The 15616-nt window shown below is 53.3% G+C and carries 19 protein-coding genes and 2 tRNA genes; 15 read left to right on the top strand and 6 right to left on the bottom strand.

Going from position 1 to position 15616, the window contains the following annotated elements; all coding sequences use genetic code 11:
- The first annotated feature begins 63 nt into the window (after positions 1-63).
- Entirely contained in the window at positions 64-876 is an 813-nt protein-coding gene (locus Yoon_RS05360) for a hypothetical protein (RefSeq protein WP_238110820.1), read from the top strand.
- Here Yoon_RS05360 and Yoon_RS05355 read toward each other — a convergent pair.
- The gene (locus Yoon_RS05355; protein ID WP_238110818.1) at positions 849-1571 is read right to left on the bottom strand and encodes a hypothetical protein; all 723 of its coding nucleotides are present in this window, start codon (positions 1569-1571) and stop codon (positions 849-851) included. The two genes, Yoon_RS05360 and Yoon_RS05355, sit on opposite strands and share 28 nt — an antisense overlap.
- 214 nt (positions 1572-1785) lie before the next feature.
- Between Yoon_RS05355 and Yoon_RS05350 the strand changes: the two genes are divergently transcribed.
- Together Yoon_RS05350 and Yoon_RS05345 are read left to right on the top strand one after the other, a co-directional pair.
- Positions 1786-2118, top strand: coding sequence for a hypothetical protein (locus tag Yoon_RS05350; RefSeq protein WP_238110816.1), 333 nt, complete (start codon positions 1786-1788; stop codon positions 2116-2118).
- A complete protein-coding gene (locus tag Yoon_RS05345; protein WP_238110814.1) occupies positions 2105-3670 on the top strand; it encodes a recombinase family protein in 1566 nt (521 codons plus the stop codon). Before Yoon_RS05350 ends, Yoon_RS05345 begins: the two co-directional genes overlap by 14 nt.
- Here Yoon_RS05345 and Yoon_RS05340 read toward each other — a convergent pair.
- Positions 3649-3723, bottom strand: a tRNA-Thr gene (locus Yoon_RS05340). The two genes, Yoon_RS05345 and Yoon_RS05340, sit on opposite strands and share 22 nt — an antisense overlap.
- Positions 3724-3809: 86 nt before the next feature.
- Here Yoon_RS05340 and Yoon_RS05335 point away from each other — a divergent pair.
- From Yoon_RS05335 to Yoon_RS05285, 11 genes are all read left to right on the top strand, one after another.
- The gene (locus Yoon_RS05335) at positions 3810-3959 is read left to right on the top strand and encodes a hypothetical protein (protein ID WP_238110813.1); all 150 of its coding nucleotides are present in this window, start codon (positions 3810-3812) and stop codon (positions 3957-3959) included.
- A gap of 6 nt (positions 3960-3965) precedes the next feature.
- On the top strand, positions 3966-5231 hold the full coding sequence (gene murA / locus Yoon_RS05330) for a UDP-N-acetylglucosamine 1-carboxyvinyltransferase (protein ID WP_238110812.1): 1266 nt from the start codon (positions 3966-3968) through the stop codon (positions 5229-5231).
- Positions 5231-5704: a DUF2948 family protein gene (locus Yoon_RS05325; RefSeq protein ID WP_238110811.1), complete on the top strand. Its 474-nt coding sequence runs from the start codon at positions 5231-5233 to the stop codon at positions 5702-5704. Before murA ends, Yoon_RS05325 begins: the two co-directional genes overlap by 1 nt.
- 671 nt (positions 5705-6375) lie before the next feature.
- Positions 6376-7686 carry a histidinol dehydrogenase gene (gene hisD, locus Yoon_RS05320; RefSeq protein ID WP_238110808.1) on the top strand — a complete coding sequence of 437 codons (1311 nt, stop codon included), beginning with the start codon at positions 6376-6378 and terminating at the stop codon, positions 7684-7686.
- Positions 7683-8162: a UPF0262 family protein gene (locus tag Yoon_RS05315; RefSeq protein ID WP_238110807.1), complete on the top strand. Its 480-nt coding sequence runs from the start codon at positions 7683-7685 to the stop codon at positions 8160-8162. Before hisD ends, Yoon_RS05315 begins: the two co-directional genes overlap by 4 nt.
- Position 8163: 1 nt before the next feature.
- On the top strand, positions 8164-8646 hold the full coding sequence (locus Yoon_RS05310) for a low molecular weight phosphatase family protein (RefSeq protein WP_255698682.1): 483 nt from the start codon (positions 8164-8166) through the stop codon (positions 8644-8646).
- Positions 8647-8780: 134 nt separating this feature from the next.
- A complete protein-coding gene (gene infA / locus Yoon_RS05305; RefSeq protein ID WP_090196658.1) occupies positions 8781-8999 on the top strand; it encodes a translation initiation factor IF-1 in 219 nt (72 codons plus the stop codon).
- Positions 9000-9071: 72 nt separating this feature from the next.
- A complete protein-coding gene (locus Yoon_RS05300) occupies positions 9072-9656 on the top strand; it encodes a nucleoside triphosphate pyrophosphatase (RefSeq protein WP_238110801.1) in 585 nt (194 codons plus the stop codon).
- The gene (locus Yoon_RS05295; RefSeq protein ID WP_238110800.1) at positions 9653-10687 is read left to right on the top strand and encodes a ribonuclease E/G; all 1035 of its coding nucleotides are present in this window, start codon (positions 9653-9655) and stop codon (positions 10685-10687) included. Before Yoon_RS05300 ends, Yoon_RS05295 begins: the two co-directional genes overlap by 4 nt.
- Positions 10687-10872 (top strand): DNA gyrase inhibitor YacG, encoded by a 186-nt coding sequence (locus Yoon_RS05290; protein WP_238110797.1) that lies wholly within the window; start codon positions 10687-10689, stop codon positions 10870-10872. Before Yoon_RS05295 ends, Yoon_RS05290 begins: the two co-directional genes overlap by 1 nt.
- Positions 10873-10966: 94 nt before the next feature.
- Positions 10967-11041: transfer RNA gene (locus tag Yoon_RS05285), tRNA-Phe, on the top strand.
- Between the two features lie 96 nt (positions 11042-11137).
- On the opposite strand, the gene Yoon_RS05280 is transcribed toward Yoon_RS05285, so the two are convergent.
- Complete coding sequence (locus Yoon_RS05280; RefSeq protein ID WP_238110795.1) at positions 11138-11875, bottom strand: replication-relaxation family protein; 738 nt, start codon at positions 11873-11875, stop codon at positions 11138-11140.
- Between the two features lie 56 nt (positions 11876-11931).
- Entirely contained in the window at positions 11932-13581 is a 1650-nt protein-coding gene (locus Yoon_RS05275; RefSeq protein ID WP_238110793.1) for a type IV secretory system conjugative DNA transfer family protein, read from the bottom strand.
- 36 nt (positions 13582-13617) lie between these two features.
- Between Yoon_RS05275 and Yoon_RS05270 the strand changes: the two genes are divergently transcribed.
- Positions 13618-13755, top strand: a complete 138-nt coding sequence (locus tag Yoon_RS05270) for a hypothetical protein (protein WP_238110792.1) — start codon at positions 13618-13620, stop codon at positions 13753-13755.
- A gap of 199 nt (positions 13756-13954) precedes the next feature.
- Here Yoon_RS05270 and Yoon_RS05265 read toward each other — a convergent pair whose 3' ends face one another.
- Positions 13955-15247 carry a tetratricopeptide repeat protein gene (locus Yoon_RS05265; protein ID WP_238110790.1) on the bottom strand — a complete coding sequence of 431 codons (1293 nt, stop codon included), beginning with the start codon at positions 15245-15247 and terminating at the stop codon, positions 13955-13957.
- Between the two features lie 148 nt (positions 15248-15395).
- Positions 15396-15596: an AlpA family transcriptional regulator gene (locus Yoon_RS05260; protein WP_238110789.1), complete on the bottom strand. Its 201-nt coding sequence runs from the start codon at positions 15594-15596 to the stop codon at positions 15396-15398.
- Between the last annotated feature and the right edge of the window lie 20 nt (positions 15597-15616).

The following is a 15616-nucleotide window of genomic DNA, read 5'->3' as shown; positions in this document are numbered from 1 at the left end:
TGTGAATTTAGGGTACACCTCATGTTTTCTGACGTTCGAATAAGGTGGCAGCAAAAGGGGCCAATGGCAATTAGTACTCGGGACATCCAGCACAATTTTGTTGTGGAAATCAACGTTGCTGTTTTCGAGTATCTAACGCAAATTTTTCGTCAAATACCAATTAGCGGGACCTCTTCGGTGACCTTTCAGCAGTCACTTGATTGGATCATTCTACATGAAATCCAGCATGCAGAGCTTGGGCACTTCTCAATTCTCGATGGTGTCCCGACGTTCAGTCTAATTTCGAGTTCTCGCAAGTCACAGGTTCAAGAACCTGATCTGCCGCGCGAGCTTTGGGACAAGGTGGAACGGTGTTTGGAGTTGCAAGCCGATCATGAAGCTTTGGAGGAAATGCTCGGCAACATGGACAACGTTGATTGGGCCGAATTGCGTGTCACGATTGCCAGTATCGCCTCTGTGATCGTGTTGATTGAGAATATTGATAGGGACAACCCCAATCCTAGCGAAACCCATCCCAAGGCCGCGACGCGAATATTTCAGCTACTTGGACATGTGGGCGATATGTGGTCCATTGGCACGTCGCTACATGCGGACGATCTGCCCAATGCTGAACGTATTCAGGAGTTCGCAAAAGAGGTGATTTTGCCCGCCTATTATGATGCGATTGAGATGGCCAAATCAACCAAAGCCACAAATCTCATCCATGACCTCAGTGATCCTGAGATTTTCTTTGCGGATATCGCGCATGCAAAACTTGGCCACTGGGATCAGTTGCAAACGGCTGGCGCGAAGGAATGGGCGGAGCTGAAAGACGCCAATGGGCAGATTTTGCCATTGGTCTATAAATTTCAGGCAGAGAACAACACGTCAATATAATGCAGAATTGCAGTTTGGCCGATATCCTTGGTATCGGGAGTGCAAGGTAAGTCATTTGCATTTTGCGAGACAATGAAGGCAAAGCGATGCATGTCCAAATCGCTTTCTTCAGAAAGCCGTTCAATTTCACCATTCTCATCAATTGGGAAATGAGGTTCGTCACTTTGTAGCTGAAAGGTATGCGAGCTATTCGGGCCTAACGGCATCAGGTACCATTCCCCTTTGTATCGTTCAAACCCGATAGCATGCACGTGAATATCGGATCGAAGGAAAAAGCAGAACTCCTCCCCAAGTTTGAGTGTCGCATCTGGCGCATCACGATCTTTAACTTTTTTGATGAGGTTCAACTCGTCCTTGGTAAAGCGTTTGATCTGGAGTTTCCCGCGAATGCCACGCTCCTCGATATAGTTATCCCATGCGTTTGTATTCGGTTTCGGAAATAATCTGGGATCAACGGCATGCGCCGTCTCAGGATGGCGTTCAGCAATCCAAGCATGGATCAGTTTGGCCTTTGGGCGTCCAATGGCTCCGCTGCGGAAATTGGACAGATAGTCTGTGCCAACCATCAGCTTATGACCAAAGGCTTCCTCCATAACGGCCTCCACACTCAGGTCGGTGGTGTCAGCGATAGCGCGGGCGACATGATAGAGGGCTGCACGGTCGGCTTTGCTCGCTGTCTTCCAATTGTTATCCACATCAAAATCCTTGCCTCAAAACTACCCGATTTTACCTGCAACCTACGGCCATTACAGCGGTATTTTAGGATATCCAGATTTCAAAGCTAGAAAATTCACGCTTTGGGTTTTGGGAATATTATCCTATGATGTTCCACTTACGTTCTCTCGCAGTGAGAGGCAACAAAGGAGACCCCGAACCAGAGAAACGCCAAGAGGCAGAAAGAGACAGGCCATGACCGACATTCCCCCAGAGTTTAATCCCGAAACGGCCCCGCCAAGCCTGACGATTGATTGGGATGCCTATCTGCCCTTCTTCGAAGATGAGGATATCTCAGATGAAGACAAGCGCGAGTTGATTGAGGCGCTATGGTCGATTGTCATCAATTTCGTTGATCTCGGCTTTGACGTTCACCCTCTCCAGCAGGCTTGTGGAAAAGACATCTCTTTGGCTGAAGTGCCGATACGAGATGTGCTAAACTTGGACAATACAACATCAGAGCTCGAACAGTCATCAGCCCCACATCGCGATGGGTCGAGTGAAAGGAATCCGCATGCGTCAGAGTAGATACACAAAAACAGATACAGATGCTCCGAGACAAGCTTTGATCTATTGCCGCGTGTCGTCGCGGGCGCAAGAAGCGGATGGCCATGGTCTTCAGAGCCAAGAAACCCGTTGCCGTGAATTTGCGGCATCAAACGGACATGAGGTCGCTGCCGTGTTTCCAGATACGATCACGGGTGGCGGCGATTTCATGAAAAGACCCGGAATGGTGGCGCTGCTGTCATTCTTGGATGCTCAACCAGATACGCAGTTTGTCGTGATCTTCGATGATCTCAAACGCTTTGCGCGGGACACGCGGTTTCACCTTGATCTGCGTGAGGCGTTTCGTGTGCGCGGTGCGACGATTGAATGTTTGAATTTCAAGTTCGATGAGACACCTGAAGGTGAATTCATCGAAACCATCATGGCGGCTCAAGGTGCATTGGAACGTAAACAAAACGGACGGCAAGTGGCGCAGAAAATGAAAGCGCGGATGCAGTTGGGGTACTGGGTCCACAACGCACCTGTCGGCTTTCGCTATCAGACCGTCAAAGGGCATGGCAAATTGCTGAGGCCAGATGAACCACATGCAAGTACAGTGCGTGAGGCCATCGAAGGATTTGCAATTGGGCGCTTTCAAACACAGGCCGAAGTGAAGCGGTTTTTGGAATCAAAGCCTGATTACCCGCACAACAAAAACGGTAAGGTTCGTGACAAGCGGATCACAGATTTACTGACCAACCCTCTCTACGTCGGGTATGTCTGTAGTGAGGTGTATGAGCTGAACTGGCTGAAAGGCCAGCATGGCCCCCTGATCTCAATGGCGACATTTGAAAAGGTGCAACAGCGCCTTAAGACCACTGGATACGCACCTGCGCGTGCGGACATTGGCGAAGACTTCTCCCTTCGCGGTTTTGCCACCTGTGGAGACTGCGGAAGCAATCTGCGCTCTTCATGGTCAAAGGGGAAGACCAAGTACTATCCGTATTATCTGTGCCAATCCAAAGGTTGCGAAAGCTATGGGAAGTCTATCCCGCGCGATAGAATTGAAGGCGCGTTTGCCGATGTTGTCAAAACACTGGAACCGAGTCCCAAATACTTGGCATTGGCAAAAGCCATGTTCAGACGTGCGTGGGATGCACGACTAGCTCAAGCAAAAGATGCCGCGCGTTTAACCAAGCACCAGATCGCCGATGCCGAGTTACAAATCGAAGCTTTGCTCTCGCGTATTATGCAGGCCAGCAACGATGCCGTCATCGGTGCCTATGAAAACAAGATCACTGAACTGGAAAAATCGAAGGTGCTTATGGCCGAAAATCTTGCAGAAAAGGCTTCAAAACCCAAGAGGTATGAGGAATACCTAGAACTCTCCCTACAATTCATCTCAAGCCCTTGGAAAATATGGGAAAGCGGCGATGCAAGCTTACGCAGAATCGTCCTGAGATTGGGTTTTTCGGGTGGATTTTCTTACCATCGAAATGATGGACCTAGAACACCTAAAATAGCGTTACCTTTCAAGGCTTTAGGTATGATTTCAGTGGGTGGAAAAATTAATGGTGCTGCGAGGGAGAATTGAACTCCCGACCTCGTCATTACCAATGACGCGCTCTACCACTGAGCTACCGCAGCTTCCGTGAGCGGGGAATTAGACCCAAATGCGCGCTGGTGCAAGCCCTGACTGGACCCTTTTTGCGCTTATTGCTAACAGGGCTGTCATGAGCGACAAACAACAGCAGAGTAGTAAGGGCAAGACCGCCACATCCCGAGATGATCGGTTAAAGGCGGCGCTCAAGGCAAATATGGCCAAGCGCAAGGCGCAGGCCCGCGCCCGCACGGCGGGTGATGATAAAAAAGAGAAAGAGTAGACAGGCATGGATTCGATTGTTGTCAAAGGCGGCACACCGCTAAACGGAAAAATCCAGATCGCGGGGGCGAAGAACGCAGCGCTTGCATTGATGCCAGCCACCTTGCTTTCTGAGGAACCGTTAACGCTGACCAATGCGCCGCGCCTGTCTGACATCAAGACAATGACGCAGCTTTTGCAGTCTTTGGGTGTCGAAGTCACCTCTATGCAAAATGGCAAGGTGCAGGTGCTGTCGTCACACGACATGACATCGACCACTGCCGACTATGAAATTGTCCGCAAAATGCGTGCCTCTAATCTTGTTCTTGGTCCCCTTCTGGCCCGTCATCATCAGGCGGTTGTGTCCCTGCCCGGTGGTTGCGCGATTGGCGCACGCCCGATGGATCTTCACGTCTCGGGCCTCGAGGCGATGGGCGCGCAGATTGAGCTTAAAGATGGCTATCTACATGCCGTTGCCAAAGGCGGGCTGAAAGGCGCGCGCGTGCCGCTGCGTTTTGCCTCTGTGGGTGCGACGGAAAACATCCTGATGGCCGCAACATTGGCCAAGGGCACGACCGTGATTGAAAACGCCGCGCGCGAGCCTGAAATTGTCGATCTCGCCCGCTGTTTGCGCAGCATGGGCGCGCAGATTGATGGCGAAGGCACCAGCACGATCACCATTGATGGCGTTGACCGTTTGGGCGCTGCCACCCACCCGGTGGTCACTGACCGGATTGAACTGGGCACCTATATGCTCGCCCCTGTGTTCGCAGGTGGTGAGGTCGAATGCCTTGGTGGTCGGCTTGACCTGATCGAAGCCTTTGTTGAGAAACTGGATGCCGCTGGCGTGGATGTGTCAGAAACCCCGGATGGGCTGTTGGTTAAACGCCGCAGCGACCGTGCGCGCGCCGTTGACGTCACCACCGAAGTCTTCCCCGGCTTCCCAACCGATTTGCAAGCGCAGATGATGGCGATGCTGTGTACCGCGGATGGCACCTCCGTACTGGAAGAAAAGATCTTTGAAAACCGCTTCATGCATGCGCCCGAACTGATCCGTATGGGTGCAAATATCGAGGTTCACGGCGGCACCGCAACCGTCCACGGTGTCGACCGGCTTAAGGGGGCCCGCGTCATGGCGACGGACCTTCGGGCCTCTGCATCATTGATTCTGGCAGGGCTTGCCGCCGAAGGCGAAACCGTGGTCAGCCGCGTCTATCACCTTGATCGCGGCTACGAGCATATCGAAGAGAAACTGAGCGCAGTTGGTGCGCAAATTGAACGGGTATCCGAATAATGGTTGAAGACGCGCGCTTTGAAGATGGCAAAGAATCACCCTTGCGCCTCAAGGCGTTGGATGCAGATGATCTGAATGTGATCGCCGCATTGGTGCAAGATGCGGTGTTTCCGGCGGCTGAAATGCAGTGGGATCGCAAGGCACGCCGCTTTGCCCTGCTATTGAACCGCTTTCGCTGGGAAGACGCGGATAACGCACCGCGCCACGGCCATGAACGGGTACAATCCGTGCTGGTATTCGAAGATGTGATACGCGTGCAAAGCCAAGGGGTTGATAAATCCGACCCTGAAATGGTGTTCTCATTACTGTCTATCGCCTTCACCCCCGGCGAAGACGGATCTGGCCGCATTGAGCTGACCCTCGCAGGCGACGGTGCCATCGCGTTTGAGGTCGAAGCGCTCGAAGTCATCCTACGCGACGTCACCCGCCCCTACGGCGCACCATCAGGCAAGGCACCGTCGCATCCCTCCTGAATAGGGCAGCGTCAGGCAATATCGGTCCGAACATCAAGCATTTGCCCGAACCCGACATTGGACGTGGTGTGCGCTAAGGTCGGATGAGGGGGAAAGTGCCAATGTGCTGCGGTTGCGTCAACGTCTGCATTCGGGCATTCAATCTGCAGAAAACTTTAGGAATAACTACTGAGGTAAATGATGTTTCGCCGCTACAAACACTTCCTCAGTCAGGAACCGCTCAAGGCAGTTCTTTTGTACCTTGGCGTCATTGCGCTTACGGGTTTGTTGATGGGACTATCCGTACAATTCTTGGGAAGCATTGGCTGGGTCATTTACTTTGGCTTGATGCTTGCCTTGTGTGTTTGGTTCATTGTGGCCGGCTTTTTGATTGCTTTACGAGTGATTGAAGTTGGCTCTCGGTAACTTGCATCGAACCTGCTCAAAATCCAAACAGCTGCTGACGGATGCTGAAGCTGCCAAAACAAAAGCCATTCGCGGCAGCGCAAAATTTCGAAAAGTAAGCTCTTAGCGGACTTCAACTGCGATTTGAACGAACGACAGCTGATGCACCCTTCGAGAGAAGATTCAATTATTGACGAAATGCTCAATGCCATCGCACCCCACCTGATAACAATGCCGCATTGAAGCGCGCGCCGCTGCCTTGTATGTCGGCGGTGAAGGAGTGACCAATGCCACAGTTTCTGAACACATCTGACGCCGATTTCGAAAGCCGTTTTACCGCCCTTTTGGGCGCAAAGCGCGAAGATAGCCCAGATGTCGATCATATTGTGGCGGGCATTATTGCGGATGTGCGTGCGCGCGGCGATGCTGCGTTGATCGCACTGACCAGTAAATTTGATCGCCTAGATCTGACACCTGAAACCATGCGCTTTTCACCTGCTGAAATTGAGGCCGAATGCGCAAAAGTCAGCGAAGCAGATCGTGCAGCCCTCGAATTGGCCGCAACCCGCATCCGCGCCTATCACGCCCGCCAGATGCCCGCAGATGATATGTGGACCGATGACGCGGGTGCAACGCTTGGCTGGCGCTGGACACCAGTTTCGGCGGCGGGTCTTTATGTGCCGGGCGGCTTGGCCTCATATCCATCTTCGGTTTTGATGAATGCAATCCCTGCAAAGGTCGCTGGCGTGGGCCGTTTGGCCATCGTCGTGCCAACGCCCGATGGGGTCACAAACCCGCTGGTGCTGATGGCCGCAAAGATCGCTGGCGTGGACGAGATTTACCGTATCGGCGGTGCGCAGGCCGTCGCGGCACTGGCTTACGGCACCGATACAATCGCGCCTGTCGATAAGATCACCGGGCCGGGCAATGCCTTTGTCGCTGCGGCCAAGCGTAGGGTGTTTGGTAAGGTCGGCATCGACATGATCGCGGGGCCTTCTGAGATTTTGGTAATTGCCGACAAAGACAATGATCCTGATTGGATCGCGCTTGATCTTTTGTCCCAAGCCGAACACGACGAAAGCGCGCAATCGCTGCTGATCACCGATGATACCGATTTTGGGCAAGCCGTTGTTGCCGCTGTCGAAAAGCGCCTTGAAACGTTAGAACGCCGTGCAATTGCCGGGGCAAGTTGGCGTGACTTTGGCGCGTTGATTACCGTGGCCAATATGGATGAGGCCGTCGCGCTTTCTGATCGGATTGCGCCCGAGCACCTTGAGATTTGCACTGCAAACGCTGAAGAATTAGCGGGGCAAGTGATCCACGCCGGTGCGATTTTTATTGGGGGTTGGACACCCGAAGCAATCGGTGACTACATTGGGGGGCCAAACCACGTGCTGCCGACTGCCCGGTCTGCGCGGTTCTCAAGCGGGTTATCTGTTATGGATTTCATTAAGCGCACAACCCTGTCTAAAATGACGCCAAAGGCGCTTGCCGCGATTGGTCCTGCTGCCGAACGGCTTGCGCAATCCGAAAGCTTAGAGGCGCATGGGTTGTCCGTACGCGCGCGCTTGGACCGTTTGAACACAGGTGACACATGAACAAGCTGAGCCATATCACGATTGATGATTCTGGGCTGCCTGCCCCGACGCCTGAAATCGAACAAGAACGCAAAGTAGCGCTTTTTGATTTGCTGGAAGACAACAGCTTTGCGTTGCCTGACCGCAATGACCGCGCAGCGCCCGCTGGGCCCTACCGTTTGGGTCTGTCCATCAAAGAGCGGCGCCTTGTTTTTGATATCAAAACCGAAGCCGAAGATCCCGCAGGCGAATTTCACCTGTCGCTGGGGCCGTTTCGGCAAGTTGTAAAAGACTATTTCCAGATATGCGAAAGCTATTTCGACGCGGTAAAAACCATGCCACCTAGCCAAATTGAAACCATCGACATGGCACGGCGCGGTATCCACAATGAAGGCGCACGTATCTTGCAAGAACGGCTTAAGGGCAAAGCCGATGTCGACACCGACACGGCGCGCCGCCTGTTTACATTGATCTGCGTATTGCATTTCGGGGGCTGATTTGGGGGAGGTCGCCACTTTCGAACCCCTGCCGCAGTCAGTGCTGTTTTGTTGCGACTATAATTCTGTGCGTTCCCCTATGGCCGAAGGCATCATGAAAAGCCTTTATGGCACCGATTGCTATATCCAATCCGTTGGCGTCAAGAATGACCTGGAAATAGACGGCTTTGCGATTACCGTCTGCGCCGAAATTGGCGTAGAGCTGTCCCGTCACCGCGCGCGCACATTTGATGAAATGGAAGAATGGGGCGATGATCTTTCGTCGTTCGATCTGGTGCTGGCACTGTCGCCGGCCAGTCAGCGCCGCGCACTCGATCTGACCCAATTCTACCATCTAGAGGTGGAGTATTGGCCCATTCTTGATCCCACGGGGCTAGGTGATGACCGCGAAGCACGGCTCAACATGTACCGACAGACCCGCGATCAAATCAAAGAGCGGTTGATCGTGCGGTGGGGCCCCGGCGCTAGCGCTGAAACCGACTGAATTTCAGCGCTTTTGCGTTGCAAAACCGTCATATCCTCTGCCTCTTGCCGATTAGGCCTTGAAAACTTGTGGGTTCGGGCGCATTTAGACGCCGTCCGCCAGACTTTGGGCGGAAGTGAAATACAGGAGATCACATGGCCAAGGAAGAACTGCTCGAATTCCCAGGTGTCGTAATAGAACTTCTGCCAAACGCGACGTTTCGGGTCGAGCTGGAAAACGGCCATGAGATCATCGCGCATACGGCAGGAAAGATGCGCAAAAACCGCATCCGCGTTTTGGCAGGCGATAAGGTACAGGTCGAAATGACCCCTTATGATTTGACCAAAGGTCGCATCAACTATCGCTTTAAATAAGCTGATACGCATGTCTTGCGGCGGTAATCCGGTGGATGTTTTGACATATCCAAGTTGCAAAACGGTGTCCTTATGACGCTGTCGCTCGTGCTTGGCTCAGGCTCGCCCCGGCGGCTTGAGCTATTGGCGCAGCTTGGTATCACACCAAGCGACATCCGCGCCCCCGATATTGATGAAGATCCGCGCAAAGCTGAAGTGCCGCGTGACTACGTCAACCGTATCGCCGCTGAAAAAGCGGCTGCTGTGCCGATTGGCACGAATGAGATTGTGCTATGCGCTGATACCACCGTAGCGCTTGGCCGTCGGATCATGGGCAAACCTGCCGACGCAGGCGAAGCGGCCGCATTCCTATATGCCCTTTCAGGTCGTCGTCACAAGGTCATTACTTCGGTTGCGGTAAAACGCGGCGATCAAGTCTGGCAAAAAGATGTGCAATCCACCGTCGCGATGAAACGCCTCTCAGACGCCGAAGTGAACGCTTACCTCGCGTCGGATGATTGGCAAGGCAAGGCCGGCGGTTATGCCATCCAAGGCCCCGCTGGCGCGTTTATCCCGTGGATCAACGGATCATACACCGGCATTGTTGGCCTGCCACTGACCGAAACCGCCGGGCTTTTGACCGCTGCTGGTTTCCCACTGTACAAAGGTGATACATGAAGGGCCGCGCAATTATTCTAGATCATATCGGCGATGTCGAAGTTGCCGCTTATATGATTGATGGCAAGCTTGACGATCTGCTGATTGACCACCCCGACGCGCCCCGCCAAGGGGCCATCTATCGCGGTATTTGCGACCGCCCAATCAAAGGCCAAGGCGGCATGATGCTGCGCCTGCCCGAAGGTGAAACCGCATTTTTACGTGCAGGCAAAGGGCTACGCCCCGGCCAGCCGTTACTCGTGCAAGTCACTGGCCATACCGAAGACGGCAAAGCCGTCCCCGTTACCGACCGCGTGCTGTTCAAAAGCCGCTACGCGATTGTGACCCCCGGCAAACCGGGTTTGAACATCTCACGCCAAATCACCGATGAAGACACGCGCGATAACCTGATGGCCATCGCCCATAGCGTCTTTGACAGCGAACACGGGCTGATCCTACGGTCATCGTGCGAAGGGGCCGATGGTGAAGAAATCGCCGAAGATATCGTGGCGATGCTGTCACTTGCCGATGCGGTACTTGCAGATGCAAACGGCACCACCCCCGAAGCGCTGACTGAGGGTGACGGCCCACACACAATCGCTTGGCGCGAATGGGCCAGCGTCGCAACGGTCGTTACCGATGCAGGCAGTTTTGATACGCACGGCGTGCTCGATCAACTGGCGATGCTCGACGGCCCGCTGGTGCGTTTGGGCGAGGGCACAATGTACGTCGAACCCACGCGTGCGCTGGTGGCCGTCGATGTGAACACGGGCAACGACACATCGCCCGCCGCCGCGCTCAAGTCCAATCTGGCAGCAGCACGCGCCCTGCCCCGCGCCCTGCGCTTGCGCGGCCTTGCCGGCCAAATCACGGTGGATTTTGTGTCCATGTCCAAAGCCCACCGCAAACAGCTTGACCAAACGCTGCGCGCCGCCTTCCGGAATGATCCGATTGAGACATCCCTTGTCGGTTGGAGCCCCATGGGCCTGTTTGAACTCCAGCGCAAACGCGAACGCCCCCCGTTTCCCAAACAACTTTTTGCGGATCTGTGATGGCCTGTCCGATCTGCCAAAAGCCAACCGCAACCGCATTCCGCCCGTTTTGTTCAAAACGCTGCGCAGATATTGATTTGGGCAAATGGTTCAGCGGCAGCTACGCGATCCCCGCGGCCGCATCTGAGGATGATGAGGACCTCGAAAACGAACTGCGGGCTGCGGACGAAAAGAAACCACACTAAGGCGCGATTAATCGCAACTTCCCTCTGGACACCCCCTCCCCCCGCGTCTAAAACGCCGCTACCCAAGGGGTTGCAGATCGCAACACCATCCCGTGCCCGGGTAGCTCAGGGGTAGAGCAGTGGATTGAAAATCCTCGTGTCGGTGGTTCGATTCCGCCCCTGGGCACCATTTTATTGAATAATGCGCTGTTTTTGATAGATAAATTGGCCTCACACAATTTCAGCCCACCTTTTAGACCACCCTGTAAATTTACTGATTTGATGATCATCTCCCGTTTTTTGGTGCCCTGTCTTTCTCACTTGTGACCACCCTCAGCTCTAGATTTGGAATCCCCCAGAGGGATGTGAAGGCTTTGGTGCGCTGTAGTTCGGCGTAGGCGATTTGTTTTTTACTGGTGCTGGAGGCGGTGCCGGTGTTTCTGTGGCGCGGGCTGGTGCGTTCGCATTCGAGGGCGATGAAGCGGTAGCCGGTGGGGGTTTGCTCGGTGTGTGCGATGCCGTAGAGGGCATCAGGGATGATTTTGCTCGCTTGTCCATTGATGCGGATGGGCAGCGCCAGCGGGTTGCGGGCGTTGCGGGTTGTTTCAGGGGCGCGGGCGAGGATGTCATCGACGGGCATGAAGGTTCTATGGGGCGTGGCGATGGACTCAAGTTCTGTATCCAGAAGCGTGTCGATGATCATCATCGTGTGCAGGAACTGCGGGCTGAAGGAGTTGCGGCGGCGGGTCGAGAAAGTCACGGCGCGCGAGGGCAGTTGCCCGAGTTCGTCGAGGTAGCGCGTGCCTTTAGGGCTGATCTCGTAAAGCATTGGGGTGGCGCGGGCATCAAACAGAGGTGCTTGGATTTGCGGACGGTTGATGAATCCCGTTTCATGGAAGAGATCACCGAGCCGCTCGATAAAGCGTTTGGGTGATTTGGGCGATAGGATGCGGATGAGATGGTCTTGGCGCAGGTAACGGTAGCGATGCAGCCAGCGAAGGATATCTCGGTCACGTTCGGTCAATTGAAGGCGCTTGCCGGTCGGAGTGCGGGTGAACCGGTCCCGCCGTCCGAGGGGGTCTAACCCCATGGCATGGGCGACCCATCATCTTGGGCATCTTCAGCTTCGGATGTTTCAGGCTCAGCAAAATCATCCTCTTCCAAGAACCGATAGCTCGCCAGTTGTTCGAGGAGGGTCATGTGCCAATAGTCATCAGACATGGCCATGCTGTCGCCTAAAAGCTCACGGCCGCCTTGTAGCAAGAAGGTATGTCCGTTGCCGATCTTCATCCAGAACTGCCCAGTGTGCAGGTTCTGCACATCGGCCTGGGTCTTGCCGAGTATCTTGGCCATCTTGTCGTCTTCGGGCGTGCGCCCCGCGACTTTGATATTGGTGTTATTGAGAACAACGGCCTGCATTTCAGAGGACATCCCCCGCCCAACCACCTGCTGCGCTAAGGTTAGGCTGACGCCGTATTTGCGGGCCTCTTCCAAAATTTGCATCGTGGCAGGTGCGATGTAGTTTTGGCATTCATCGATGTAGAGGTTGATGGGCACGCGTTCCGCTTCCGGCGTATCAGCGCGGCGCAGCGCCAAGCCTTGAATAGACGCAACAACCAACCGCCCGAAGGCTTCGCTGGCTTCATCGCCAAGCCGCCCCTTGGAGAGATTAAAGAGGATGATCTTGCCCTCATTGATCGCCCCTTCCAGATCGAGCGTCACCTGACTGTTGACCATCTCATCAAAGGCTAAGGTGTTGAACAGGCTTTGCAGTTTTCTGGAGATCGCACTTTTGGAGGGCCTGAGGCTTGGATCACCCACAAAATCATAGGCGAAAAAATCCCGTATGGCGCGGCGTTTAGATTTTTTGCCCAGCTCAATCAGCTCAGCATTGAGGTTATCATTCATGAAGCGTTGCAGGTCCGCCAGGGTTGAGCCCGGGCGGTCGATCAACGTCAGCAGACAGGGCATCAAGACGGTGCGCATGTTCACCGTCAGGCTATCCCCGCCCGAGCCTTTGAGAAGCTGCTCAAAAGCATTCACGAGCTGCTGCGCGATGACTTCCTTTTGCTGCATGGTTGTGCCCTGTGGCACAATCAGCGGGTTGAACGGCGGGATGTGATCATCGCTCAGATACGGATCGATGTAGACCAGCCGATCATCCATCTCGAACATCTGCCACCGGGCCACTTGCAGCGCCAAATCGCCATGGGGATCGATGACCACCGTTGCCTCGCCCTCACGCTGGAAAGCGGCATGGATGAGCTGTTTGAGCAGTTCCGTTTTACCCGACCCCGATCCACCAGTAATATAGGTATGGCGGCGCAGCTCATCGATCATCGGCGTCACCGATAAATCATGAAGAAGGGCATGGATCAGTTTGGGATCGCGCATGTTGAGATACTCAAGATACCCTGCACGGTCTTTCGTGTGCAGGTTGGGATTATAGGCGCGCACAAGGTCCAAGGTCATGGGATCATACTGCATCTGGAGCTTGTGCTGCGCCTCTTTGATCTTATCGGCCTTCTTCCAATCAGCGGAGGGATTATAGCCGCTCTTCTTTTCGATGATCCTGGCCGCGATCTTGTCTTCAACAGGATTGCCTAGCCGCCCGAGCTCAGAGGGCATGTCTTGTTCTGTATCAAACAGTTTGGCCGTAAGCCGGGGCGCAGCAGTGATGGCTGATATATATTGATCATAGCTCAGAAGCTGAATTTGACGTTCCAGCATCTGCGCATATCTGACGCCTTTTTCCTGATCCGCCTCATGGATTTGATCATAGAAACGTGCGATCCGATCAGACACGATAGGATCGATCACCTCATCGCAATGGATGATCTGAACCCAGCCAATGCTGCGGACATCCGTGTGCACGAGATTAAGCTGACCCAGCCCATATTGTAGATAATCCTCAAGCCGCATGGGCACCCCGCCGCACATACACAAAGACACGTCGAAGACGTGTATAAATCACGGTTCAATCTATGATTGCAGCCTAAACCCATAGCTGCTCATAAGGAAACAAGGTTTCTCATTTTTACAAAATCATTCGGGGATACGGTATCCCCACGTCTATCCCCATAGAAAATGGAGAGCAGCGACTTCAGTCGTTCGTAATTCGAGAAGCGAGAGCGTCAATGACAAAGGCAGGCGGGTCGTTGTGTTCGAGCCTCTCTATCCGTCGAAGCGGAGCGTTGTGGTATTCGCCTCCCAGTTCAGCTGTTATCATCGCATCGGAAGATCTTCGGTAATATGACTCAGCGGCTACTAAATCGCTCTCCGCCCAATAAACGTCACCTAAATTGAAGAGTGTAACACCAATACCAAGATCATTATCCAATGCTTCGAAAATGCTCAAAGCCTCCAGCAAAAAAGGTTTAGCCTCACCAAATCTTCCCTGCTTGAGAAGTAAATCAGCATTGTTGTTCAATGTGTCCGCCAATGATCGGCTGGCGGCAAGTCTGCGCTTTATCACCAACGCTCTACGAAGGTACGTTTCTGCTCTCCCAAAATCCGCTAGATCCTTATAGCAGTTTCCAGTGTTTGAATATGACCTAGCAACTAAGTCCCTGTTGGAAATCTGCGCTTGGTAGCGCAATGCAACTAAATAATATTGATCTAGAGCAATTGCGCAGCTCGCGGCACGTTGTTCGACATCGTTTGTTGCCCTCCCTATCTCATACTCCACTGCACCTAAGTTGACCATCGCGACGAACCAGTTCTCTGAACCTTCAACAGACAGCTCAATGGCTTGCACCAAGTGAGCTCTGGCTTCATCAAAATCGCCTAAATCCTTGTTGATGTAGCCTAGAGGGATAAGAAAATTCGGGTTCCCAGGATCAAGCTCATTTGCTCGACTGTACGCTAAAAATGCGGCTTCTGTGTTCGAAATTTCCTCGTAAACATACCCCAAATTACCATAAGCTGTAGCAGATGGTCGGAGCATTAGGACAGCCTCTAGTCTTCCTGCCGCAATTTCCAACTCATTGCTGTCGGATGAACTCCGAGCAATCTTTGTCATTTCGAGGGCAGTTGAAATTGAATCTATCGAGGAACTTAATCGACTTTCTTCAAGAGACTTGTAAATTGCCGCAAAGACAATCAAAGTCAGTGCGCAGATAGCCAACAAAATGACGATTAAATTGTTCTTTTGACGAGAGTGTCGAAGGTATGATTCTGGCGACAGGCCACCTTTTGGAATAATGCGGTATTCGAGCTCCAGTGCTTTCAACCGGTCAGTTTCAGGTAGGCTTTCGAGCCGATCTCCAATTAGCTTTAGGCGGTTGTTTCTCCACAGGTTGATACCCCATATAACAGCCACGGTCAGATATGCGACAAGCGCGTAAAAGCTCGTACCGATTGATTGCAAAGCAGCTAAAAATGTCCCAATGTCCATAAAAATCTCCAAACAGATATATAGTTCAGACTATTTGAAGCGGAGCGTAAGTCTAGTCCCTATGGTTGAACGTGTCCGGCTCAGAAGTTTGCGATGACGAACCGTCCCTAAAGAAAAAGGACCGCCCTTTCAGGCGGCCCTTTCGCTCTCACGAGGAAGAGCTGATCTGTTGATCACGTTCGGCGACGCGCCGTTGGATCCAGTCCTGCACTTCACCCTCAAGCCATCCCACGCGATTATGGCCAAGCTTTACCCTCTTGGGGAATGCGCCAGCGGCCTCAAGACGCGCAATGTGTTGGGGCGAGTATAGCACCATTTCCGACACTTGCCGTTTGCTCAACATTTTCATCACAATACTCCTCATAAGGA

It is taken from the genome of Yoonia sp. I 8.24, from assembly GCF_022096995.1.
In the GTDB taxonomy this organism is placed as follows: domain Bacteria; phylum Pseudomonadota; class Alphaproteobacteria; order Rhodobacterales; family Rhodobacteraceae; genus Yoonia.
The sequence above is the reverse complement of the archived record's forward strand: the minus strand, read 5'-3'. Positions and strand labels throughout refer to the sequence as shown.